Below are 23,954 nucleotides of genomic sequence, written 5' to 3' on the forward strand. Positions count from 1 at the left end.
GGCCTCGTCGCGCAGGCCGCGTCGGCCGCTCCGGTCGCCGGCAAGGACTACGAAATCATGAAGTCGCCGCAGCCGGTGTCGGCGCCGGCCGGCAAGGTCGAAGTGATCGAGTTCTTCTGGTATGGCTGCCCGCACTGCTACGAATTCGAGCCGACGCTCGAGGCGTGGGTCAAGAAGCAAGGCAACAACATCGTGTTCAAGCGCGTGCCGGTGGCGTTCCGCGACGATTTCCTGCCGCACACGGGGATGTACTACACGCTGAACGCGCTCGGCGTGGCCGAGAAGGACACGCCGGCCGTGTTCAACGCGATCCACAAGGAAAAGAACTATCTGCTGACGCCGCAGGCGCAGGCCGATTTCCTGGCCACGCAAGGCATCGACAAGCAGAAGTATCTGGCCACCTACAACTCGTTCAGCGTGCAAGGCCAGGTCAAGCAGGCCGGCGAACTGGCCAAGAGCTATGCGATCGACGGCGTGCCGACGGTCGTGATCCAGGGCAAGTACAAGTCGGGGCCGTCGTACACGGGCAGCATCGAAGGCACGGCGCCGGTGCTCGACTGGATCGTCCAGCAGGTCAAGGACAAGAAGCTGTAAAACCCCTCCTACCGCTCGGGACGCCGGCATGACCGCTCCACTCAAGGTCTTCATCACCGGCGCATCGAGCGGCCTCGGGCTCGCGCTCGCCGCTGCCTACGCACGGCAGGGCGCGACGCTCGGGCTGGTTGCCCGCCGCGCCGAGGCGCTCGCCGATTTCGCGCGGCAACATCCCGCCCTCCCCGTTTCGATCTTTCCCGCCGACGTGCGCGACGCCGAGGCGTTGCAGCGCGCCGCCGCGGCCTTCGTGGCCGAGCACGGCTGGCCCGACGTGGTCATCGCCAACGCCGGCATCAGCAAGGGCGCGATCACCGGCGAAGGCGATCTCGCGGCGTTCCGCGAGATCATGGATATCAACTACTACGGCATGGTCGCCACCTTCGAGCCGTTCGTCGCCGAGATGAAGGCGCGGCGGCGCGGCACGCTGGTCGGCGTGGCGAGCGTGGCCGGCGTGCGCGGGCTGCCCGGCTCGGGCGCCTACAGCGCCTCCAAGTCGGCCGCGCTCAAGTACCTCGAAGCGCTGCGCGTCGAGCTGCGGCCCTCGCAGGTCGGCGTGGTCACCATCGCGCCCGGCTACATCCGCACGCCGATGACCGAGCACAACCCGTATCCGATGCCGTTCCTGATGGATGCCGACCACTTCGCGGACCGCGCGCTGCGCGCGATCGCGGCGCAAGACGCGTTCCGCGTGATCCCGTGGCAGATGGGCATGGTGGCGAAAATTCTGCACGTCGCGCCGCGCTGGCTCTACGACCGCGTGTTCGAGAAGGCGCCGCGCAAGCCGCGCACGCCGGGCCGGCCCGGCGAATAACGGGCGCGGCCACCGCCCGCCCCCGATGCACCGGAAAACAACAGCGCGCGGCCGGCCCGGCGCCGATCCCGATGCGTCCGCAACCGTCATCTCCGCCGCCACGGCGGCCGCGCCGCGATCGCCGCGCGCCTTCCGACATGCTTTCACACCTTGCCCGCTTTGACGGTATCCTAGTTGCCCGGCGCCCGGCCGCGAGCCGCCGCGCCAGCCGACAACAGACCAAGCCCGTGGGAGATCTCATGCGTTTCACGATGTTCGCCGCCGCCGCGCTCGTCGCCGCCGCCCCTCTCCTCGCCACCGCGAAGCCGCTCACGGTCTGCACCGAATCGAGCCCGGATGGCTTCGACGTCGTGCAGTTCAACTCGCTCGTCACCACCAACGCATCGGCCGACGTGATCTTCAACACGCTGGTGTCGTACGACGAAGCCACCAAGAAGGTCACGCCGGCACTGGCCGACAAGTGGGACGTCAGCGCCGACGGCCGCTCGATCACGTTCCATCTGCGCCCGAACGTGGCGTTCCAGACCACCGACTACTTCAAGCCCACCCGCACGCTGGACGCCGACGACGTGGTGTTCACGTTCGAGCGCATGCTCGACAACGACAACCCGTGGCACAAGGTGGCCGGCGCGAGCGGCTTCCCGCACGCGCAATCGATGGGCCTGGTGAAGCTGGTGAAAGCGGTGTCGAAGGTGGACGACCACACGGTGAAGTTCGAGCTGAACGAGCCGAACGCCACATTCGTGCCGATCCTGACGATGGGCTTCGCGTCGATCTACTCGGCCGAGTACGCCGACCAGTTGCTGAAGGCCGGCAAGCAGCAGGACCTGAACGCCAAGCCGATCGGCACCGGCCCGTTCGTGCTCAAGAGCTACACGAAAGATGCCGTGATCCGCTACGACGTCAACCCGACCTACTGGGGCGCCAAGCCGAAGGTCGACCGGCTGATCTACGCGATCACGCCCGACGCGACCGTGCGCGCGCAGAAGGTGAAGGCCGGCGAATGCCAGATCGCGCTGTCGCCGAAGCCGCAGGACGTGGCCGCCGCGAAGGGCGACAAGGCCGTCACGGTGGTCCAGACGCCCGCGTTCATGACCGCGTTCGTCGCGCTCAACACCGAGCACAAGCCGCTCGACAACCCGAAGGTGCGCGAGGCGCTGAACCTGGCGTTCGACCGCACGACCTACCTGAAGGTGGTGTTCGACAACACCGCGACGCCGGCCGTGAACCCGTATCCGCCGAACACCTGGAGCTACGCGAAGTCGATCTCGGCCTACCCGTACGATCCGGCCAAGGCCAAGCAACTGCTCGCGCAGGCCGGCTTCCCGAACGGCTTCTCGACCACCATCTGGGTGCGCCCGACGGGCAGCGTGCTGAACCCGAACCCGAAGGCCGGCGCGGAACTGCTGCAGGCCGATTTCGCGAAGATCGGCGTGAAGGCCGAGGTCAAGGTGATCGAATGGGGCGAGCTGATCAAGCAGGCCAAGCTCGGCCAGCATGACATGCTGTTCATGGGCTGGGCCGGCGACAACGGCGATCCGGACAACTATCTGTCGCCGCTGTTCAGTTGCAACGCCGTGAAGTCGGGCATCAACTTCGCGCGCTACTGCGATCCGCAGCTCGACAAGCTGATCGCCGACGGCAAGGACACCGCCGACGTGGCCAAGCGCACCAAGGCCTATGAAGCGGCGCAGAAGATCATCCACGATCAGGCCGTGTGGATCCCGCTCGGCTATCCGACCGCCTATGCCATCACGCGCCCGAACGTGAGCGGCTATCACGTCAGCCCGTTCGGCCGCCAGAACTTCGGCGCCGTCTCGGTGCAGTAAGCCACCTCGGGCGGGCGGCGGCCTGGGTCGACCGGGTCCGCTGCCCGCTTGTCTGCCGGTCCTCAGCGCGGCGCGCCCGCGCCGCGGAACCGGAACACCCCATCCCCGCCCGTCTCGCGCACCAGCTCGCCATCCAGCCAGAGCAGGTGCAAATGCGCGATCGCCTCGCCGAGCGCGAACGTGAGCTGATGCACGTCGAGCTCGCGGCGGCGGAACATGATCGGCACGATGTCGGCCGCGCTCGTCGGCTGTTCGGCGCACGCCTGACGCACTTCGTCGAGCCGCGCCGCATGATGCTCCCGCAACTGCTGGATGCGCGTGCGCACGCCGCGAAACGGCTTGCCGTGCGACGGCAGCGCCAGCGTGTCTTCCGCCATCGGCTCGTAGCGGGCCAGCGAATCGAGGTAGAGCCGCAGCGGGTTCGCTTCGGGCTCCAGATCGAATACCGACACGTTGGTCGAGATGCGCGGCAGCACCATGTCGCCCGAGATCAGCAGCTTGTCGTCGGCGCAATGCAGCGCGCAGTGCTCGGGCGAATGGCCGAAACCGGTCACCACCTCCCAGCGGCGCGCTCCGATCGTCACCGTGTCGCCGTCGCGCAGCCGGCGGTAGCGCGCCGGCACCGCGGGCACCAGGTTCGAGTAGTAGCTGTTGCGGTTGCGCAGCGTGTCGAGCTTGGCCTCGTCGGTCAGGCCGTGGCGCGCGAAGTGCTCGGCCGCCGCCGGGCCGCCCGCGTTCGAGCCGTTGCCGGCCGCCATCACGTTGCCGAACAGATATTCGCCGAGCGTCATCCAGAGCCGCACCTGCCAGCGGCGGCGGTCGCCGCCCTCGCACAGCCAGTTCGCCAGCCCGAGGTGATCGGGGTGGCAATGCGTGACGAGCACGCGCAGCACGGGCAGGCCATCGAGGTGCGCATCGAATACCTGCTCCCAGTGGCGGCGAATGTCGTCGGACGCGATCCCGCAGTCGATCACGGTCCAGCCGGCCTGCCCGTCGATCTCGTCGCGCAGCAGCCAGAGGTTGATGTGATCGAGCGAGAACGGCAGCGGCATGCGCAGCCAGCGCACGCCCGGCGCGACTTCGAGAAAGTCGCCGGCGGGCGGCAGCGTGTCGGCGAACGGGTAGTCGAGTTGGTGTTCCAGGGCGTTCATAGCGTCTCGTCTGTTGTGTGCGGGCTTGCGCCGGAATCGGCGGCGGGGAGTGGGTCGATTCTAGCGCGGGTGGTGCGGCGCCGTTCGCACGGCGCGGCGCGACCGGGGCGGTCAGGCGCCGCGGCCATCGGCACACGCATCGGCGCGGCAAAAATATTTCCCGCCACGATCGCCCCCGAACCCGGCCGCTTGCCGGAAGATGCCGGCATCCGCCGCGAACCTCGCCGATCCGGCCCCGTACCGCCCCCGTCACGGCCGCGCGCGCCTTAGGTTTCCGCCCGGCGCGGCGGTAAAATGGCGGCTCGCCCAGCCACGAGCACGGACGGCCCATGCACCACTTTCCCAAACTGCTATCGTCGCAAATCGGTTTCGATGTCGCCCAGACGATGCTGGAAAACTTCGATCGCCATTACCGGATCTTCCGGGATGCGGCCATTGAAGCGAAAGCCCGGTTCGAGGCCCGTGACTGGCATGGCCTGCAGGCGCTGGCGCGCGAACGCATCACGTCCTACGACGCGCGCGTGCGCGAATGCGTGATCCTGCTCGAAGACGAATACGACGCCGCAACCATCGACGACGAAGTCTGGCAGCAGATCAAGCTCCACTACATCGGCCTGCTGACCACGCACCTGCAACCCGAGTGCGCGGAAACCTTCTTCAACTCGGTGTGCTGCAAGATCCTGCACCGCTCGTATTTCCATAACGCGTTCATCTTCGTGCGCCCGGCGATCTCGACCGAGTACCTGGAGAACGCCGCGCCGGCCGCCAAGCCCACCTATCGCGCCTATTACCCGGCGCGCGACGGCCTGGCCGCCACGCTCGAACGGATCGTCACGAACTTCCAGCTCGCGCCGCCGTTCGAGGATCTGGCGCGCGACACGGCCTGCCTGATGCAGGCGATCGACGACGAATTCGGCGCGTTCGACGAGGCGGCCAACTTCCAGATCCATGTGCTGTCCTCGCTGTTCTTCCGCAACAAGAGCGCGTGGATCGTCGGCCGCATCATCAACGGCGATCGCACGCTGCCGTTCGCGGTGCCGGTGCGTCATGCCGAGAGCGGCGCGCTCGCGCTCGACACGGCGCTGCTGCGACGCGAGCAGTTGCAGGTGGTGTTCAGCTTCGCGCACTCGTATTTCCTCGTCGACATGGATATCCCGTCGGCCTACGCCGGCTTTCTCGGCACGATCATGCCGGGCAAGCCGAAGGCCGAGATCTACACCTCGCTCGGCCTGCAGAAGCAGGGCAAGAACCTGTTCTATCGCGACCTGCTGCATCACCTTTCGCATTCGAGCGACCGCTTCATCGTCGCGCCGGGCATCAAGGGGCTCGTGATGCTGGTGTTCACGCTGCCGTCGTTCCCGTACGTGTTCAAGGTGATCAAGGATCGCTTCCCGCCGCCGAAGGACACCTCGCGCGCACGCATCATGGAGAAGTACCAGCTCGTGAAGCGCCATGACCGCCTCGGGCGCATGGCCGACACGCTCGAATATTCGAGCGTCGCGCTGCCGCTCGCGCGGCTCGACGACGCGCTGCTGCGCGAGCTCGAGCAGGAAGTGCCGTCGCTGCTCGAATACGAAGGCGACAGCGTCGTGATCCGGCATCTGTACATCGAGCGCCGCATGACCCCGCTGAACCTGTATCTCCAGCACGGCAGCGACGCCGAGGTCGCGCACGGCGTCAGGGAATACGGCAATGCCGTCAAGGAGCTGATTCAGGCGAACATCTTCCCCGGCGACATGCTCTACAAGAACTTCGGCGTGACGCGCCACGGCCGCGTGGTGTTCTACGACTACGACGAGATCGAATACCTGACCGATTGCGCGGTGCGCCGCGTGCCGCCGCCGCGTCACGAGGAAGACGAAATGTCGGACGAGCCGTGGTACTCGGTCGGCCCGCGCGACATCTTCCCCGAAACCTACCGGCCGTTCCTGCTCGGCGACCCGCGCGTGCGCGAGGCGTTCCTGGCCCAGCATCCGGATTTCTTCGAGACGGCGCTCTGGCAGGACAGCCAGGACCGCGTGACGCGCGGCGAACTGCCTGATTTTTTTCCTTACGACCCGTCGCTACGCTTCAGCGTGCGCTACCCGGCGCGCTTCGCGCGGCCCGACAGAGCGCCACGCGCCGCGTAAGACGACGGCCCGATATCCACTCCCCAGCACGGACCACCGCGATGAATGCCAACACTCACCCGCTCTCCCACCTGTTCGACAACAACGAAGCCTGGGTCAAGCGCAAGCTCGCCGACGATCCGCAATTCTTCGAACGCCTGAAGGACCAGCAGGCGCCGGAATATCTCTGGATCGGCTGCTCCGATTCACGCGTGCCGGCCAACCAGATCATCGGCCTGCCGCCCGGCGAAGTGTTCGTTCACCGAAACATCGCCAACGTGGTCGTCCACACCGATCTGAACTGCCTGTCGGTGCTGCAGTTCGCGGTCGACATCCTGAAGGTCAAGCACGTCATGGTGGTGGGCCATTACGGCTGCTCGGGCGTCAACGCCGCGCTGAACAACCGCCGCGTGGGCCTCGCCGACAACTGGCTGCACCACGTGCAGGACGTGCGCGACCGCCATGCCGCGCTGCTCGACGAATGGCCGGTGGGCGAGGCGCGCTACCGCCGCCTGATCGAACTGAACGCGATCGAGCAGGTCGTCAACGTGTGCCGCACCACCATCGTCAACGACGCCTGGTCGCGCGGCCAGCCGCTGACGGTGCACGGCCTCGTGTACGGCGTGCACGACGGCCGCATGCGCAACCTCGGCATGGCCGTGTCGTCGGCCGACGAGCAGGCGGGCGTCTACCAGCGCTGCGTCGATGCGCTGTCGGCCGGGCGCGCGCGCGGCGAGGAGAACGACAACGACATGGTGACGGCCGACGCGGCCCAGCTCACCGATGTCGCCGAACAAGTCGCGAACACCTTGAAGGAGACCAAGCATGACAACTGTTGATCAGGATCCCGTCGTCATCGCCGCGGCGGCCCGCACGCCGATCGCGGGCTTCCAGGGCGTGTTCGCCTCGCTCACCGCGCCGCAGCTCGGCGCGGCAGCGATCACGGCGGCGCTCGAACGCGCGGGCGTGGCGCCCGAGCAGGTAAACGAAGTGCTGATGGGCTGCGTGCTGCCGGCCGGCCAGGGCCAGGCGCCGGCCCGGCAGGCCGCGCTCGGCGCGAAGCTGCCGCTCGGCACCGGCTGCACCACGATCAACAAGATGTGCGGCTCGGGCATGCGCGCGGCGATGTTCGCGCACGACATGCTGCTGGCCGGCTCGGCCGAGGTGGTCGTGGCAGGCGGCATGGAGAGCATGACCAACGCGCCGTACCTGCTGCCGAAGGCGCGCGGCGGGATGCGCATGGGCCACGGCCAGGTGCTCGACCACATGTTCCTCGACGGCCTCGAAGACGCCTACGACAAGGGCCGCCTGATGGGCACCTTCGCCGACGAATGCGCGGCCGAATTCGGCTTCACGCGCGAAGCGCAGGATGCCTACGCCATCGAATCGCTGGCCCGCGCCAGGCACGCCAACGAGAGCGGCGCGTTCGCCTGGGAAATGGCGGACGTCACCGTGCCCGGCAAGAAGGGCGACACCGTGGTGTCGCGCGACGAGCAGCCGTTCACCGCGAACCCCGAGAAGATCCCCACGCTGCGCCCCGCGTTCGGCCCGAACGGCACCGTGACGGCCGCCAACGCCTCGTCGATCTCCGACGGCGCGGCCGCGCTCGTCATGATGCGCGCGTCGACGGCCGAGCGGCTCGGCGCCACGTCGATCGCCCGCGTGGTCGGCCACAGCACGTTCGCGCAGGCGCCGTCGCGCTTCACCACGGCCCCGGTCGGCGCGCTGCAGCGCCTGTTCGAGCGCACCGGCTGGCGGCCGGCCGATATCGACCTGTTCGAGATCAACGAGGCGTTCGCCGTGGTGGCGATGGCCGCGATGCGCGAGCACGGGCTGCCCCACGAGCGCGTCAACGTCAACGGCGGCGCCTGCGCGCTCGGCCACCCGATCGGCGCCTCGGGCGCACGCATCCTCGTCACGCTGCTCGGCGCGCTGCGCGCACGCGGCGGCAAGCGCGGCGTCGCCAGCCTCTGCATCGGCGGCGGCGAAGCCACCGCGATGGCCGTCGAACTGATCTGAACCCGATCCGATTCACCGGGCGGGGCGCGTGCCCCGCCAGCAAGGAGCCCTTCTGATGAAAACCGTCCTGATCGTCGGCGCCTCACGCGGCCTCGGCAGGGAATTCGTCCGTCAATACCGGCACGACGGCTGGAACGTGCTGGCCACGGCGCGCGACGCCGCCTCGCTCGACGCGCTGCGTGCGCTCGGCGCCACGGCCCACGCGCTCGACGTGACCGACGCCGCCCAGCTCGCCGGCTTCGGCTGGAAGCTCGACGGCGAACGGCTCGACACCGCGGTGGTGGTGTCGGGCGTGTACGGCCCGCGCACGCAAGGCGTGGAAACCGTCGACGCGGCCGACTTCGACGCCGTGATGCACACCAACGTGCTCGGCCCGATGCAGTTGCTGCCGATCCTGCTGCCGCTCGTGGAAGACGCGCGCGGCGTGCTCGCGTTCGTGTCGAGCCAGATGGGCAGCACCGGCGACATGCGCGGCACCACCGGCTGGCTCTATCGCGCCAGCAAGGCCGCGCTCAACAACGTGGTGCGCGCCGCCGCGCTGCAAACGCGCGAGGCGGCCTGTCTGTCGCTGCATCCGGGCTGGGTGCGCACCGACATGGGCGGCGAGACCGCCGCGCTCGACGCCGACACCAGCGTGACCGGCATGCGCCGCGTGCTGGCCGACGCCGCCACCGACATCGCCAAGTCCAACGGCCGCTTCTTCCAGTACGACGGCGAGGAACTCGCGTGGTGAGCCAGTCGCCCGAGCGCCCGGCGGCGTGCCCGTGCGGCGGCGCGCAACCGAGCCGCAAGCCCGAGCGCGCACCGCAATACACGGCCTGTTGCGGCCCCCTGATCGACGGCGGCACGCCGGCCCCCAACGCGTGGCAACTGATGCGTTCGCGCTACACCGCCTATGTGCTCGGTGCGACCGATTACCTGCGCGCCACCTGGGACCCGGCCACCTGTCCCGCCGATCTCGACGGCGAAAGCGGCACGCGCTGGCTCGGCCTCGACATCAAACGTCACGTCGAACAGGACTCGAGCCACGCGCTCGTCGAGTTCGTGGCGCGCTTCAAACAAGGCTCGCGCGCCCATCGCCTGCACGAAACCAGCCGCTTTTCCCGCGACGAACACGGAATCTGGCGCTATATCGACGGCGATGTAAGCGAACGCTGATTTCACGCTGCCGTCACGGAACGCAGATAAAGAAAGGGTTTTTACTGCGTTGCACAAGCTGAATTTGTCGGGCTAGGATGGATCCGGTTTCAAACGAATCGGGTCATAGGTCACGACATGGCGTGGAGCAAGGTGTTTGCAGGTTGGATGGCGGCGTGCGTGCTGTCGGCCGCCCAGGCCGGCACGCTTGCCACGCCCGAAACGTCCGTGCCGGCGGCCGGCGTTTCGTCTTCAAACGTTGCGGGCGCGCTGGCCGCTGCCGAACGTTTCGATTACAACGAACCGGGCCTACCGCAAGTCACGGCCGACATGAACGAGCAGATCATCCGGATTCCGGCCGATCACAACGGCTCCGTGATGCTCGAAGCCACCGTCTTCAAGCCGAACGGCCCCGGCCCGTTCCCCCTCGTCGTCTTCAATCACGGCAAGAACCCCGGCGATCTGCATGACCAGCCGCGCAGCCGGCCGATCGCGTTCGCCCGCGAGTTCGTGCGTCGCGGCTACGCCGTGGTCGCGCCGAACCGCGAAGGCTTCGCGGGCTCCGGCGGCACCTACGTGCAGGAAGGCTGCGACGTCGAGCGCAACGGCATGGCGCAGGCGAGCGACGTGAGCGCCACCGTCGATTACATGGCCAAACAGTCGTACGTCGATGCGAACCGCATCGTGGTGGCCGGCACCTCGCACGGCGGGCTGGTCTCGCTGGCCTACGGCACCGTCGCCGCGAAGGGCGTGCGCGGCATCATCAATTTCTCGGGCGGCCTGCGCCAGGACCTCTGCGACGGCTGGCAGAAGAACCTGGTCGGCGCATTCGATTCGTATGGCGAGCAAACCCGCGTGCCGTCGCTGTGGATGTACGGCGACAACGATTCGGTCTGGTCGCCGGCACTGGTCGAAAAGCTGCGCGAAGCGTACGTGTCGCACGGCGCGAGCACGCTGTTCGTCGATTACGGCGTCTACAAGGACGACGCGCACCGCCTGATCGTCGATCGCGACGGCGTGCCGGTGTGGTGGCCGTCGGTCAACGCGTTCCTGGCCGAACTGCATATGCCCACCACGGTGCTGTACGCCGTGGCCTGCCCGCACACGCCGTCCGCCTCGGGCTACGCCTCGATCGACGCCGTGAACGCCGTGCCGTTCCTCGATGCGGCCGGCCGCGACGGCTACCGCCACTTCCTGAGCCAGCATCCGAGCCGCGCGTTCGCGGTGTCGTCGGAAGGCGCGTGGTCGTGGGCCGAAGGCGGCGACGACCCGATGGCGCTGGCGCTCGACAACTGCCGCCAGCAGGGCACCGGCCCGTGCCGCCTGTACGCGGTCGACAATTCGGTGGTCTGGCGCAGCAACGAAGCCACCGCCACGGCGCAGGCCGTCGTGCCGACCGATCCGGTCGTGGCGCGTCCGCTGGCCAGCCGCTAACGCCTGCGCTGCTTCTCGGCTCGCGTTCAGTTCCGCTTCGCGCCTTCGCACCTTCGCACCGTTTCGTATCGCTTTCCTCGCGCGGCCTTTCCCGGCCGCGCCTCGTCTTGCCCATCAATCCTTTCTCGAAGCTTTCATTGCGCACGTCGCCCACGCGGGCGACGGTCGATCCATCCCCTTTTCACCAACGCTCCCCCCTCCCCGCATCGCCCGATTTGCGTCGATCGAATGCACGCGGATTGCCGTCGCTATCTCCGGCCTTTTCGAGACATCACACCCGAACCGTCGCCAGCATCCCGAAACATCGCCGAAACCATGCCGGACAAGGCTTTGCCGGTTTGTAACCGATGCTGCGCCAGGCCCGGAATCGCGCTAATCTCTGGCCCGTTTTGGTTTTGCACGCAGGCGCGTGCGCGGCCGCCGTCGAGCCCGACGCGCCTCGGCCGCCATCGCCGATTCGCCCGCGCGGCAGCCTTGGGCGCCGCCCGCCCGAATCCCGCCGCGCCGCGTCCCGTTCCGGAGCCGTTTTGAGCACACACACCGATGACTGGGTTGCGCGCAGCCTGCGCGCAGTCTGGCACCCCTGTACGCAGATGAAGCACCACGAGCGCATGCCGCTCGTCCCCGTCGCACGCGGCGCCGGCCCCTGGCTGTACGACCGCAGCGGCGCACGCTACCTCGACGCCATCAGCTCGTGGTGGGTGAACCTGTTCGGCCACGCGAACCCGCGCATCAACGCGGCGCTGAAGGCGCAGCTCGACACGCTCGAACACGCGATGCTGGCCGGCTGCACGCACGAGCCGGCGATCGAGCTGGCCGAACGGCTGGCCGCGCTCACGCAGCACACGCTCGGCCACGCGTTCTTCGCCTCGGACGGCGCCTCGGCCGTCGAAATCGCGCTGAAGATGAGCTTCCACGCCTGGCGCAACGCCGGCCGCGGCGAGAAGCGCGAATTCGTGTGCGTGGCGAACGGCTATCACGGCGAGACGATCGGCGCGCTCGGCGTGACCGACGTGGCGCTGTTCAAGGATGCCTACGACCCGCTGATCCGCCACGCGCACGTGGCGGCCTCGCCCGACGCGCGTCAGGCCGCCCCCGGCGAGACCGCCGAGGACGTGGCCGCGCGCGCGCTGGCCGATGTCGAAGCACTGTTCGCCGAACGAGCCGGCACGATCGCCGCGCTGATCGTCGAGCCGCTCGTGCAATGCGCGGCCGGCATGGCGATGCACGATCCGTCGTACGTGCGCGGCCTGCGCACGCTGTGCGACCGCTACGAAGTGCACCTGATCGCCGACGAGATCGCCGTGGGCTGCGGGCGCACCGGCACCTTCTTCGCCTGCGAGCAGGCCGGCGTGTGGCCCGACTTCCTGTGTCTGTCGAAGGGCATCAGCGGCGGCTACCTGCCGCTCTCGCTGGTGCTGTCGCGCGACGCGATCTACGAGGCGTTCTACGACGACGACACCGCGCGCGGCTTCCTGCACTCGCATTCGTACACCGGCAACCCGCTGGCCTGCCGCGCGGCACTGGCCACGCTCGACCTGTTCGCCAGCGACGACGTGCTGGCCGCCAACGTGCGCAAGTCCGCGCGCCTGGCCGCCGCGCTCGCGCCGCTCGGCGAGCGCGACGAGATCCGCCATCTGCGCCAGCGCGGCACGATCTTCGCGTTCGACGTGGCGCTCGACGCCGAACAGGCACGCGGCTTCTCGCGCCGCTTCTTCGAGCAGGCGCTCAAGCGCGAACTGCTGCTGCGCCCGATCGGCACCAGCGTCTATCTGATGCCGCCTTATGTGCTGGACGACGGCGAACTCGACTGGCTCGCCGCGCAAACGCAAGCGACGCTCGACGCCACGCTCGCGGAGGTGCGCGCATGAGCACGCCGAACCTGCTCGCCGCGCAAACCCGGGCGACGCGCGACGCCACGCTCGCGGAGGTGCGCGCATGAGCCAACCCAACCTGCTCGCCGCGCTCGAACGCGGCCTGGCCGAGATCGACGCGCAAGGGCTGCGCCGCGTGCGCCGCATCGCCGACACGGCGTGCAGCGCGCACATGACGGTGGACGGCCGCGAGATCGTCAGCTTCGCCAGCAACGATTACCTGGGCCTGGCCGCCCATCCGGCGCTGATCGAGGCGTTCGCCGAAGGCGCGCGCCGCTACGGCTCCGGCAGCGGCGGCTCGCACCTGCTCGGCGGCCATTCGCGCGCCCACGCACGGCTCGAGGACGAGCTGGCCGCATTCTCCGGCGGCTTCTGCGACGCGCCGCGCGCGCTCTACTTCAGCACCGGCTACATGGCGAACCTCGCCGCGCTGACCGCGCTGACGGGCCGCGGCGCGGCGATCTTCTCCGATTCGCTGAACCACGCCTCGCTGATCGACGGCACGCGGCTCTCGCGCGCCGACATCCACGTGTATCCGCACGGCGACGTGGACGCGCTGGCCGCGCTGCTCGCGGCCTCGACGGCCGACACCAAGCTGATCGTGTCCGACACGGTGTTCAGCATGGATGGCACGATCGCCCCGCTGCCGCGCCTGATGGCGCTGGCCGAGGCGCACGGCGCATGGCTCGTGATCGACGACGCGCACGGCTTCGGCGTACTCGGCCCGCAAGGGCGCGGCGCGCCGGCCGCGTACGCGCTGCGCTCGCCGAACCTGATCTACGTCGGCACGCTCGGCAAGGCGGCCGGCGTGGCGGGCGCGTTCGTGATCGCCCACGAAACCCTGATCGAATGGATGATCCAGCGCGCGCGCAGCTACATCTTCACGACGGCTGCGCCGCCATCGGTCGCGCACGCCGTGTCGGCCAGCCTCGCGCTGATCGGCGGCGACGAAGGCGAGGCGCGCCGCGCGCATCTGGCCGCGCTGATCGAACGTACCCGCGCGATCCTGCGCAACACGCGCTGGCAGCCGATCGATTCGGCCACCGCCGTGCAGCCGCTCGTGATCGGCGAGAACGACGCCACGCTGGCCGCGATGCGCGCGATGGACGCGCACGGCCTGTGGGTGCCGGCGATCCGCCCGCCCACCGTGCCGGCCGGCACCTCGCGGCTGCGCGTGTCGCTGTCGGCCGCGCATTCGTTCGAGGATCTGGCGCGGCTCGAAGCGGCGCTGGCCGAGGCCGGTGCCGACTTGGCGGAGGCGGCGGCATGAGCGCGCTCTCCTGCTTTGTCACCGGCACCGATACCGAGATCGGCAAGACCTTCGTGTCGGCCGCGCTGCTGCACGGCTTTGCGCGGCACGGCCTGCGCGCGGCGGCCATGAAGCCGATCGCGGCCGGCGCGGAGGAACGCGACGGCGTGCTGCACAACGAGGATGCCGACCAGCTCGACGCCGCCGCCAACGTGGCGCTGCCGCCCGCGATCCGCACGCCGTTCATGCTGAAGGCGCCCGCCGCGCCGCATATCGTCGCCGCGCAGGAAGGCGTGACGCTCGACATCGCGCCGATCGTCGCCGCCCACGCGCAGGCCTGCCGGCAGGCCGACATCGTGGTGGTGGAAGGCGTGGGCGGGTTCCGCGTGCCGCTCGGCCCGACCGGCGACACCGCCGATCTGGCCGTCGCGCTGCAACTGCCGGTGGTGCTGGTGGTGGGCGTGCGGCTCGGCTGCATCAACCACGCGCTGCTGAGCGCCGACGCGATTGCCGCGCGCGGCCTGCGCATCGTCGGCTGGGTCGCGAATCGCGTCGACCCCGCGATGCTGTACGCTGACGAGAATATCGCCACCGTCGCCCAGTGGCTCGACCGCGAACACGGCGTGCCGCTGATCGGCGAGATCGCCCATATGACGCCGCCCGCGCCCGACCAGGCCGCCGCGGCACTCGACATCGACCGGCTGCTGACGGCGCTGCGCGCCGCGCGGCCGTAACCATTCGCTCCCCGCTCTTACCGAGGACTCCCGACCATGAGCCAAGCCCACACCGTCGCCACGGACGCCGCCAAGACGCCCGACGCCGTGACCATCGCCGCGCCGACCTCGCCGCGCTGGCGCGTCGCCGACGTCGTCAAGCTCTACGAACTGCCGTTCAACGATCTGCTGTTCCGCGCGCAGCAGGTGCACCGCGAGCATTTCGATGCGAACGCGATCCAGCTCTCCACGCTGCTGTCGATCAAGACGGGCGGCTGCGAGGAAGATTGCGGCTATTGTTCGCAGTCCTCGCATCACGAAACGGAACTGAAGGCCAGCAAGCTGATGGATGTCGGCGCCGTGCTCGACGCGGCGGCCGCCGCCAAGGCGAACGGCGCGACGCGCTTCTGCATGGGCGCCGCGTGGCGCAGCCCGAAGGAGCGCCATATCGAGCCGCTGGCCGAGATGGTGCGTGGCGTGAAGGCGATGGGCCTCGAAACCTGCATGACGCTCGGCATGCTCGACGACGGCCAGGCCGAGGCGCTGTCCGAAGCCGGCCTCGACTACTACAACCACAACCTCGACACCTCGCCCGAGTTCTACGGCCAGGTGATCTCGACGCGCACCTACCAGGACCGTCTCGACACGCTCGACCGCGTGCGCGACGCCGGCATCAACGTGTGCTGCGGCGGCATCATCGGCATGGGTGAATCGCGCCGCGAACGCGCCGGCCTGATCACGCAACTGGCGAACATGAGCCCGTATCCGGAATCGGTGCCGATCAACAACCTCGTCGCGATCCCGGGCACGCCGCTCGAAGGCACCGCGCCGCTCGATCCGCTCGAATTCGTGCGCACCATCGCGGTGGCGCGGATCACCATGCCGAAGGCGATGGTGCGTCTGTCGGCCGGCCGCGAGCAGCTCGACGATTCGATGCAGACGCTGTGCTTCATGGCCGGCGCGAACTCGATGTTCTACGGCGATCAGTTGCTGACCACCAGCAACCCGCAGGCGCAGAAGGATCGCGAACTGCTGGCGCGGCTCGGCATGCGCGCGGAAGCGGCGCAGCAGATGCCGGTGGACGCGGCGGCCGACGCGGTGAAGTGCGCGCACGCGCCGGGGCCGGTGGCGAACTGAGTTGGTTGTTTGGCTTGAATGGGATCGGCGCACAGGGGTTGGGGTGCGCCGGTTTTGTTTTTGGGCGGCCCTAGCGCCCCACCCCATCCAGCGTCGCCCGCACCTTCCCCACCAACCTCGCATCCACCGGCCCCCAGGTCTCGCCGCGCTCGCGCACGCCCGAGCCGAGATGCACGGCGCGCACACCGGTAATCCGCACGAATTCGCCGATCGTCTCCACCGTCAGCCCCGCGCCGGCCAGCACTTCGCACGATTGCCCCACGGCACGGCGCGCAAGCCGCGTGACCGCATCGCGCCCCGCCAGCACCGACGGGTGCCCGCCCGAAGTCAGCACATTCGTGACGGCGGGCGTCTTCAGCAAGATATCGAACGCGGCGTTGAGATCGCGCGACACGTCGAACGCGCGATGGAACGTGATCGGCTTGCCGCCGGCCGCCTCGACGATGCGCGCCAGCGCGGCGGTGTCGATATCGCCCTGCGCGTTCAGCGCGCCGAACACGATGCCCGAAGCGCCGGCCACCACCGCGGCACGCGTGTCGCGTTCGAGGATCGCCAGTTCGTCCGGCGCATAGACGAAACCGCGCGCATGCGGGCGCACGATCACGTTGACGGGAATCGCCACGGCGGCCGTGACGGCCTCGATCAGCCCGATGCTCGGCGTCAGGCCGCCTTCGGCCAGGCCGGTGACGAGTTCGATACGATCCGCGCCCGAGCGCGCGGCGGTTTGCGCGTCGGACAGCGTGGTGGCGATGACTTCGAGGAGGATCGGCGCGGCAGGCATGGAGGCGGCTCCGGTTGGGTCGGCGGAACCGGCATCGTAACCGAGAAGCCCCCCGCACCTCGCCCCGCGCCGGCCTCAGCTCAGGTGGCCCACGCCCCCTCGTGCCAGTCGATATCGCCGCACAGCACGCGCACCGCATCGTCTACCCGCACCGCGATCGACAGCGTCACGCACGGCAGCGCCTCGTTGATCGACAGATACGGCTTGGTCACATGCACGCGTTGCGGCTCGGCGATCGCCGCGCGGAAATACGGCCGCCGCAGCCAGTTCGCGCCCTGCGCGTCGGCGAGCGGCAGGAAGCGCGTCTCGTGCGACGCGCGGTCGGCGCGCAGCACCACGTTGCGGCCGGCCTGACGGCCATGCGCGTCGAGCAGGAAGCAGCGCGCCGCGTCGTCGAGCGCGAGGAAGTTCCAGCACACCTCGTCGAGCGATTCGCCGGCCGCGAGCCGCTCGGCCGCACGTTCGAACGCACGCAGATACGGCGCGATGCGCTGCGCGTCGCGCCGCTCGCGCGCCTCGGTCTGCAGGCGGTAGCGCTCGGTCAGCTCGCCGATGCAGGCCGAGGCGGCAGCGCCGTCGGTCAGCCCGGCGGCCGGCCGGCCGAAGAAATAGCCCTGCACGAAATCGGCCTCGCAGGCGAGCGCGACCTGCGCGTCGTGCTCGGTTTCGATGCCCTCGATCAGCACCAGCTTGCCGGCCTCGTGCAGCAGCGTGACGAGCCCGTGCAGGATCGCGATCTGCCCGCTGCGATGCTGCGCGTGCGACAGCATGATGCGATCGAGCTTGACGATGTCCGGGTTCAGTTGCCAGATCCGTTCGATGTTCGAATGGCCGGCGCCGAAATCGTCGAGCGCGATCAGGAAGCCGTGCCCGCGAAATTCCTGCACCGCCTCGGCAAGCCGATCGAGATCGTCGGCGCGCTGCTCCAGCACTTCGAGCACCACGCGGCGCGGCGAGATGTCGAGCCGCTTCAGGTTCGCGAGCAGCGCGGCGGCCTGGAACGGGTCGGTCAGCACGCCCGGGTGCACGTTCAGGAACAGCCACTCGCGCTCGGCGCCGAGCAGCGAGAAATTCTCGAGGTGCAGCGCCTGCGCGAGCCGATCGACCTGCATCGCCTCGCCGCGCCGCGCGGCCTGCCCGAACACGTCGAGCGGCGACACCGGCCGGTCGAGCGCATCGTGCGCGCGCAGCAGCCCCTCGTAGCCCACGGCGCGCTGGTGCGACAGGCTGAAGATCGGTTGAAACATGCTCGACAGCGCCAGATCACGGTGGCTCGACGCCGCCCGCTCGAAGCCGGACGTCACCTCGCGCTCGAACCGGTAGGGCGAACCCGACGACACCGGGGCCGTCATCGCCAGCGGCCGTTCCTGCTGCATGGTCAACATGCGACGTCCCTCCTGATGGCCGCCGCCGTTGCCGGCACGCGACCCGTTATCGATCCGCTGCTCATCATTGCACCCTCGGTCATTTCGCCGTGTTGTCGTCAGGTATAAGCAAGCTCCGTGCTCACTGGCAAAAACCGGGCAAAGCCGCGCCGCCATTGACTCGATGCACCGCGCCGTGATCCTGAAAGCACCAATTCGGTGCGCATCGGCACGACGCCGTTCATCTTCGCGCGCTACACTCGCCCGGTCCCCCGCCTTACGAGAACCCGACTTTATCGATGGAAATCGTCTTCACCGTCCTCATCCTGCTGCTCGCGGTCGCGCTGTCCGGCATCGTGATCCGCCTGCTGCCCTGGCGCCCGCCGCTGCCGCTCATGCAGATCGCCATCGGCGCGCTGCTGGCCTGGCCACGCCTGAAGCTGCATGTGAGCTTCGATCCCGAAATCTTCATGCTGCTGTTCATCCCGCCGCTGCTGTTCGCCGACGGCTGGCGGATTCCGAAACGCGAGCTGTACCTGCAACGACGCGCGATCCTGATGCTGGCGTTCGGGCTGGTGTTCATCACGGTGGTGGCGGTCGGCTACTTCGCGCACTGGCTGGTGCCGGGGCTGCCGCTGCCGGTGGCGTTCGCGCTGGCCGCCGTGCTGTCGCCCACCGACGCCGTGGCGCTGTCGGGCATCGCCGGGAAGGGCCGGATTCCGCCGCAACTGATGCACATCCTCGAAGGCGAGGCGCTGATGAACGACGCGTCGGGCCTGGTGGCGCTGAAGTTCGCGATCGCCGCCGCGCTCACCGGCGTGTTCTCGCTGCGCGAGGCGTCGCTCGATTTCGTGCTGGTCGCGACCGGTGGCCTGGCGGCCGGTGCCGCGCTGGCCTGGCTGTTCAGCCTGCTGTCGACGCGCTTCCTGAACGCCGCGCAGGAAGGCGACCCGGCGCCCGGAATCGTCATGACGCTGCTGATCCCGTTCGCGTCGTACCTGATCGCCGAGCATTTCGGGCTGTCAGGCATCCTGTCGGCCGTGGCGGCCGGGATGATGATGAATTACACGAGCTTCTCGCGCAGCAGCACGGTGGCCGCGCGGGTGCGCGCCGAGAGCACCTGGTCGATGATCGAGTTCGTGTTCAACGGCATGGTGTTCATCCTGCTCGGCCTGCAGATGCCGCAGATCATCGGCCGCGCGCTGGTGTCGGCGCACCACGAGAGCGACGTGCTGGTGGCCGCGATGATCGGCTACGTGCTGGCGATGCTGGCCGCGCTGTACGCGATCCGTTTCACCTGGATCTGGCTGCTGCGCTGGATCGCCAGCCAGCGCGCCGCGCGGCGCGGCATGACCGGCGCCATGCCCGGCTTTCGCACCCTCGCGCTGATGACGGTGGGCGGCGTGCGCGGCGCGGTCACGCTGGCCGGCGTGCTGTCGCTGCCGGTGACGCTCGGCAACGGCACGCCGCTGGCCGGGCGCGACACCGCCATCTTCATCGCCTCGGGCGTGATCCTCTGCTCGCTGCTGGTGGCGGTGGCGGGCCTGCCGCTGCTGCTGCGCGGCCTGCGCTCCACCCCGAACCCGCACCTGCGCGAGGAACGCGCGGCGCGCGCGACGGCGGCGCAGGCGGCGATCCGCGCGATCGACGCCACTCACGACACGCTGATCGCCGATCTCGACGAAGCCGATGCCGCGCGCTGCACCGACATCACCGCGCGCGTCATGGATCTCTACCGCCGCCGCCTCGATAGCCTCGACGACGACGACAGCGACGACGCCGCCACGCTGCGCGCCGAAGCCAAGCAGGCCGAACGCATGGAGCTGCAGATGAAGCTCGCGGCGATCCGCGCCGAGCGCGCGGCGCTGTACCGGATCCGCACCGAGCAGAAGATCAACGACGTGACGCTCGCCAAGCTGATGCGCGAAATCGACCTGTCGGAGACGGCGCTGACGACGCGCAAGAAAGGGCTGACCTGAGCACGACGGCCGCGCGTTGCCCGCGCGGCCGTCGTTTTTTAGCCGCGCTCCTCCGGCTTACTTCGCCGCAACCACCACCGGAATCCCGCGCAACGCGCCCGCGCCCTTGATCGCGTCGATCGCTTGCGCGACCGCCGCGCTCGTCGCCGCCTCGATGCCCGCCTGCAAGGCCAGCGCCGGTTCGGCGCGCTTCATCGCGGCCACGCCCGCCAGCTTCACCGGCCCGTAGCCACGCACCTTCGCGGGCAGCGCGGCGAGCGCCGCCACGGCCTGTGCGTTGCCGTCCCTGCCCTCTTTGCCATCTTTGCCCGCGTTCCCCGCTGCAAGCGCCGCGAACGCACGCGTCATGGTGACGGCGTAATCGTCGGCCAGCGCGCGCTCCATGCGGCGCTCGGCGGTGCGGCCGAACGGATCGAACGGCGTGCCGCGCAGGCCGCGGCAGCGCGCCAGCACGCCGAGCACCGGCCACATCCAGCCGCCGAAACGCTGCTTTTTCGGGCGCTCGCCGTGAACGGCCTTCGTGGTGGCGGGCGGCGCCAGATGGAAAGCGATCCGGTAATCGCGGCCGGCCACGCCGTCGAACTGCTCGCCGAGCGCGGCGCGAAAGCTGCCGTCGCTGTAGAGCCGCGCCACCTCGTATTCGTCCTTCACGGCCAGCAGCCGGTAGAACGCGGTCGCCACGGCCTCGGCGATCCGCGCGTCGCCGGTGGCGCGCGCGGCGTCCACCAGCGTGCGGTAGCGCGCCACCACGCGCCGGCCGCCGTAGGCATCGAGCCGCGCCGCGCGATCCGCCACCAGCGCGTCGAGCGTGCGCGGCGCGGCGGCGGCCCGCACCGGATGACGCGCCTGCCACAACGCCTCGAGCCCGGCCGGATCGCCCGCCGCCATCCGCCCGATCGAAAACGCCAGCCGGTTCGCGGCCACCGCCACGCCGTTCAGTTCGAGCGCGCGCATCAGCGCCGCCAGCGACACCGGCACCAGCCCGTGCTGCCACGCGAAGCCGAGCATCAGGATGTTGGCGCCGATCGAATCGCCGAGGAACCGCGCGGCCAGCGCCTGCGCATCGCATTCGGACACGCGCGCGTCGCCGGCCGCGTGATGCATCTTGTCGAGCAGCGCGTCGGCGTGCAGGCTCGCGTCGGGGTCGCGCACGAACGCGGCGTTCGGGATCGGGTGGGTGTTGACGACGATGCGCGTGCGATCGTGGCGCACCGTCTGCAAGGCCTCGGCGCTCGCGCCCACCACCATGTCGCAGGCCAGCAGCAGGTCGGCCTGCTGCGTGTCGATGCGCACCTGGTTCAGCCACGCGTCGCGCGCGGCGATCCGCACGTAGGACAGCACCGCGCCGCCCTTCTGCGCGAAGCCCATGAAATCGAGCACCGACGCGCTGTTGCCCTCCAGGTGCGCGGCCATGCTGATCAGCGCGCCCACCGTCACCACCCCGGTGCCGCCCACGCCCGTCACCAGCATGTCGTACGGCGCCGCCTCGAGCCGCGCGGCGGGCGACGGCAGCGCCGCCACGCGCTCGGCCAGCGCGGCCTCGTCGAACGCGATGCCGGCCGCCTTCTTCAGCGCCGCGCCCTCGACGGTCACGAAGCTCGGGCAGAAGCCGTTCACGCACGAGTAATCCTTGTTGCACGACGATTGATCGATGCGGCGCTTGCGGCCGAGCGGCGTCTCGACCGCCTCGACGGAAAGGCAATTCGACTGCACGCCGCAATCGCCACATCCTTCGCACACCTGTTCATTGATGAAGGCGCGCCGGGCCGGGTCGGGATACTCGCCCTTCTTGCGGCGGCGGCGCTTCTCGGCCGCGCAGGTCTGGTCGTAGATCAGCACCGTCACGCCGTCGGTGTCGCGCAGCTCGCGCTGCACGGCGTCGAGTGCGTCGCGATGATGGAAGCTGGTGCCGCGCGGAAACGCGTCGCGCAGGCCGTCGTACTTCTGCGGCTCGTCGGACACCACCACGAAACGCGACACGCCCTCGGCCTCCACCTGCCGCGCGATCTGCGGCACCGACAGGCTGCCGTCCACCGGCTGGCCGCCGGTCATCGCCACCGCGTCGTTGTAGAGGATCTTGTAGGTGATGGTGGCGCGCGCGGCCACCGCCTGCCGGATCGCCAGGAGTCCGGAATGAAAGTAGGTGCCGTCGCCGAGGTTCTGGAACACGTGGCGGGTGCGCGTGAACATCGCGTGCGCGGCCCAGTCCACGCCCTCGCCGCCCATCTGGATCAGCCCGGTGGTGTCGCGCTCCATCCACGACGCCATGAAATGGCAGCCGATGCCGGCCTGCGCGACCGAGCCGTCCGGCACCCGGGTCGAGGTGTTGTGCGGGCAGCCCGAACAGAAATACGGCGTGCGCCTGACCGCATCGGCCGCGTTCGACAGGATGGCCGGCGCGATCAGGTCCACCACGCGCTCGCGACGATCGAGCGCCGGGCGATGCCGCGCCAGCCAGTCGGCGAACACCGGCAGCACCCGCGACGGGCGCAGCTCGCCGAGCGCAGACAGCAACGGCGCGCCGGCAGCATCGTGCTTGCCGATCACGCGCGGCCGCGCGCCCGAGCTTCGGTTGTACAGATGCTCCTTGATCTGCTGCTCGATCACCGGCCCCTTCTCCTCGATCACCAGCACCTCGTCGAGGCCCTCGACGAAGCGCTCGAGCCGCGTGGTTTCGAGCGGAAACGACAGGCCGACCTTGTAGATGCGCACGCCGGCCGCGTCGAGATCGGCGGCGCTCAGGTCGAGCCGCCGCAGCGCTTCCATCAGGTCCGGATGCGCCTTGCCGCAGGTCACGATGCCGACGCTCGCGTGCGGGCTCGGCGCGATCCAGCGATCGATGCTGTTCACGCGCGCGAAATGGCGCACCGCGTCGAGCTTGGCCGCGAGCCGCGCCTCGATCGTCAGGCTCGGCAGGTCGGGCCAGCGGTTGTGCAGGCCGCCCGCCGGCGCGTCGAACGGCGGCGGCTCGGGCCAGTGCGTGACGAGCGCATCGAGATCAACCGTCGAGCCCGATTCGACCGTCTCCGAGATCGCCTTGAAGCCCACCCACGCGCCCGAGAAACGCGACAGCGCCCAGCCGTACAGGCCGAATTCGAGCATGTCGGCGAGATTCGACGGGTTGAGCACCGGCATCTGCCAGCCCATCAGCGCGAAGTCGCTCTGGTGCGGCATCGACGACGACACGCAGCCGTGATCGTCGCCCGCCACCACCAGCACGCCGCCGTGCGGCGACGCGCCGTAGGCGTTGCCATGCTTGAGCGCGTCGCCGGCACGATCGACGCCAGGGCCCTTGCCGTACCACATCGCGAACACGCCCTCGACGGTGCGCTCGGCATCCGCCTCGACGCGCTGCGTGCCGAGCACCGCCGTGCCGCCCAGTTCCTCGTTGATGGCCGGCAGGAAGCGCACGCGGGCCGCGTCGAGCAGCGCCTGCGCCTTCCACATCTGCTGATCGACCATGCCGAGCGGCGAGCCGCGATAGCCGCTCACGAAGCCGGCCGAATCGACGCCGCGCGCCGCGTCGCGCTGGCGCTGCATCAGCAGCAGGCGCACCAGCGCCTGGGTGCCGGTCAGGAAGACGCGGCCGTGGGTGGCGGTGAGGTTGTCGGTGAGTTGGTAATCGGCGAGGGCGGGCGTGCCTTCGGTGGGCAATCGGGCGGTCATGGGGCTGTCTCCGGATGTCGGCGCCGGCGCGCCGGTTCGGCGTGGCCGGGGCACGGCGGTTTTTTCGCTATTTTTTGCCCGCCCGCGAGAAATGTTTTTCCTGATCCC

General features: G+C 69.4%; 18 protein-coding genes. 14 read left to right on the forward strand and 4 right to left on the reverse strand.

Annotated elements, in window-relative coordinates; translation table 11 throughout:
* The 3 genes from ACYP33_RS15410 to ACYP33_RS15420 form a co-directional block, all read left to right on the forward strand.
* Nucleotides 1-594, forward strand: a 594-nt coding sequence (locus ACYP33_RS15410) for a thiol:disulfide interchange protein DsbA/DsbL (RefSeq protein WP_459622709.1), incomplete at its 5' end; no start/stop codon positions are given.
* Nucleotides 595-622: 28 nt separating this feature from the next.
* Entirely contained in the window at nt 623-1,405 is a 783-nt protein-coding gene (locus ACYP33_RS15415; protein ID WP_459622710.1) for an SDR family oxidoreductase, read from the forward strand.
* 239 nt (nt 1,406-1,644) lie between these two features.
* Nucleotides 1,645-3,234 carry an ABC transporter substrate-binding protein gene (locus ACYP33_RS15420; RefSeq protein WP_459622711.1) on the forward strand — a complete coding sequence of 530 codons (1,590 nt, stop codon included), beginning with the start codon at nt 1,645-1,647 and terminating at the stop codon, nt 3,232-3,234.
* A 62-nt stretch (nt 3,235-3,296) separates the two neighbouring features.
* Here ACYP33_RS15420 and ACYP33_RS15425 read toward each other — a convergent pair whose 3' ends face one another.
* The gene (locus ACYP33_RS15425; protein WP_459622712.1) at nt 3,297-4,385 is read right to left on the reverse strand and encodes an MBL fold metallo-hydrolase; all 1,089 of its coding nucleotides are present in this window, start codon (nt 4,383-4,385) and stop codon (nt 3,297-3,299) included.
* A gap of 329 nt (nt 4,386-4,714) precedes the next feature.
* Here ACYP33_RS15425 and aceK point away from each other — a divergent pair, with 329 nt between their 5' ends.
* From aceK to bioB, 10 genes are all read left to right on the forward strand, one after another.
* The gene (gene aceK, locus ACYP33_RS15430; RefSeq protein ID WP_459622713.1) at nt 4,715-6,514 is read left to right on the forward strand and encodes a bifunctional isocitrate dehydrogenase kinase/phosphatase; all 1,800 of its coding nucleotides are present in this window, start codon (nt 4,715-4,717) and stop codon (nt 6,512-6,514) included.
* A gap of 41 nt (nt 6,515-6,555) precedes the next feature.
* Entirely contained in the window at nt 6,556-7,332 is a 777-nt protein-coding gene (gene can / locus ACYP33_RS15435) for a carbonate dehydratase (protein ID WP_459622714.1), read from the forward strand.
* A complete protein-coding gene (locus ACYP33_RS15440) occupies nt 7,319-8,512 on the forward strand; it encodes an acetyl-CoA C-acetyltransferase (protein WP_459622715.1) in 1,194 nt (397 codons plus the stop codon). The genes can and ACYP33_RS15440 overlap by 14 nt, the downstream gene beginning before the upstream one ends.
* Before the next feature lie 55 nt (nt 8,513-8,567).
* Nucleotides 8,568-9,245, forward strand: coding sequence for an SDR family oxidoreductase (locus tag ACYP33_RS15445; RefSeq protein WP_459622716.1), 678 nt, complete (start codon nt 8,568-8,570; stop codon nt 9,243-9,245).
* A complete protein-coding gene (locus ACYP33_RS15450) occupies nt 9,242-9,670 on the forward strand; it encodes a YchJ family protein (protein ID WP_414450894.1) in 429 nt (142 codons plus the stop codon). Before ACYP33_RS15445 ends, ACYP33_RS15450 begins: the two co-directional genes overlap by 4 nt.
* Nucleotides 9,671-9,787: 117 nt before the next feature.
* A complete protein-coding gene (locus ACYP33_RS15455) occupies nt 9,788-11,083 on the forward strand; it encodes a dienelactone hydrolase family protein (RefSeq protein ID WP_414450893.1) in 1,296 nt (431 codons plus the stop codon).
* Between the two features lie 527 nt (nt 11,084-11,610).
* Nucleotides 11,611-12,954, forward strand: a complete 1,344-nt coding sequence (bioA, locus tag ACYP33_RS15460; RefSeq protein ID WP_459622717.1) for an adenosylmethionine--8-amino-7-oxononanoate transaminase — start codon at nt 11,611-11,613, stop codon at nt 12,952-12,954.
* Between the two features lie 67 nt (nt 12,955-13,021).
* Entirely contained in the window at nt 13,022-14,227 is a 1,206-nt protein-coding gene (gene bioF / locus ACYP33_RS15465) for an 8-amino-7-oxononanoate synthase (RefSeq protein ID WP_459622718.1), read from the forward strand.
* Complete coding sequence (gene bioD / locus ACYP33_RS15470; RefSeq protein WP_459622719.1) at nt 14,224-14,940, forward strand: dethiobiotin synthase; 717 nt, start codon at nt 14,224-14,226, stop codon at nt 14,938-14,940. Before bioF ends, bioD begins: the two co-directional genes overlap by 4 nt.
* Nucleotides 14,941-14,976: 36 nt before the next feature.
* Entirely contained in the window at nt 14,977-16,056 is a 1,080-nt protein-coding gene (gene bioB, locus ACYP33_RS15475; RefSeq protein WP_459622720.1) for a biotin synthase BioB, read from the forward strand.
* Nucleotides 16,057-16,126: 70 nt separating this feature from the next.
* Here bioB and ACYP33_RS15480 read toward each other — a convergent pair whose 3' ends face one another.
* Nucleotides 16,127-16,837: a copper homeostasis protein CutC gene (locus ACYP33_RS15480; protein WP_459622721.1), complete on the reverse strand. Its 711-nt coding sequence runs from the start codon at nt 16,835-16,837 to the stop codon at nt 16,127-16,129.
* Between the two features lie 80 nt (nt 16,838-16,917).
* Nucleotides 16,918-18,222, reverse strand: a complete 1,305-nt coding sequence (locus tag ACYP33_RS15485) for a sensor domain-containing phosphodiesterase (protein ID WP_414443238.1) — start codon at nt 18,220-18,222, stop codon at nt 16,918-16,920.
* Between the two features lie 278 nt (nt 18,223-18,500).
* On the opposite strand from ACYP33_RS15485, the gene ACYP33_RS15490 reads away from it, so the two are divergent.
* Complete coding sequence (locus ACYP33_RS15490) at nt 18,501-20,180, forward strand: Na+/H+ antiporter (protein WP_414443239.1); 1,680 nt, start codon at nt 18,501-18,503, stop codon at nt 20,178-20,180.
* A gap of 57 nt (nt 20,181-20,237) precedes the next feature.
* Here ACYP33_RS15490 and ACYP33_RS15495 read toward each other — a convergent pair whose 3' ends face one another.
* Complete coding sequence (locus ACYP33_RS15495) at nt 20,238-23,846, reverse strand: indolepyruvate ferredoxin oxidoreductase family protein (RefSeq protein ID WP_459622722.1); 3,609 nt, start codon at nt 23,844-23,846, stop codon at nt 20,238-20,240.
* Nucleotides 23,847-23,954: the final 108 nt, after the last annotated feature.

Source organism: Burkholderia sp. 3C (assembly GCF_054589155.1).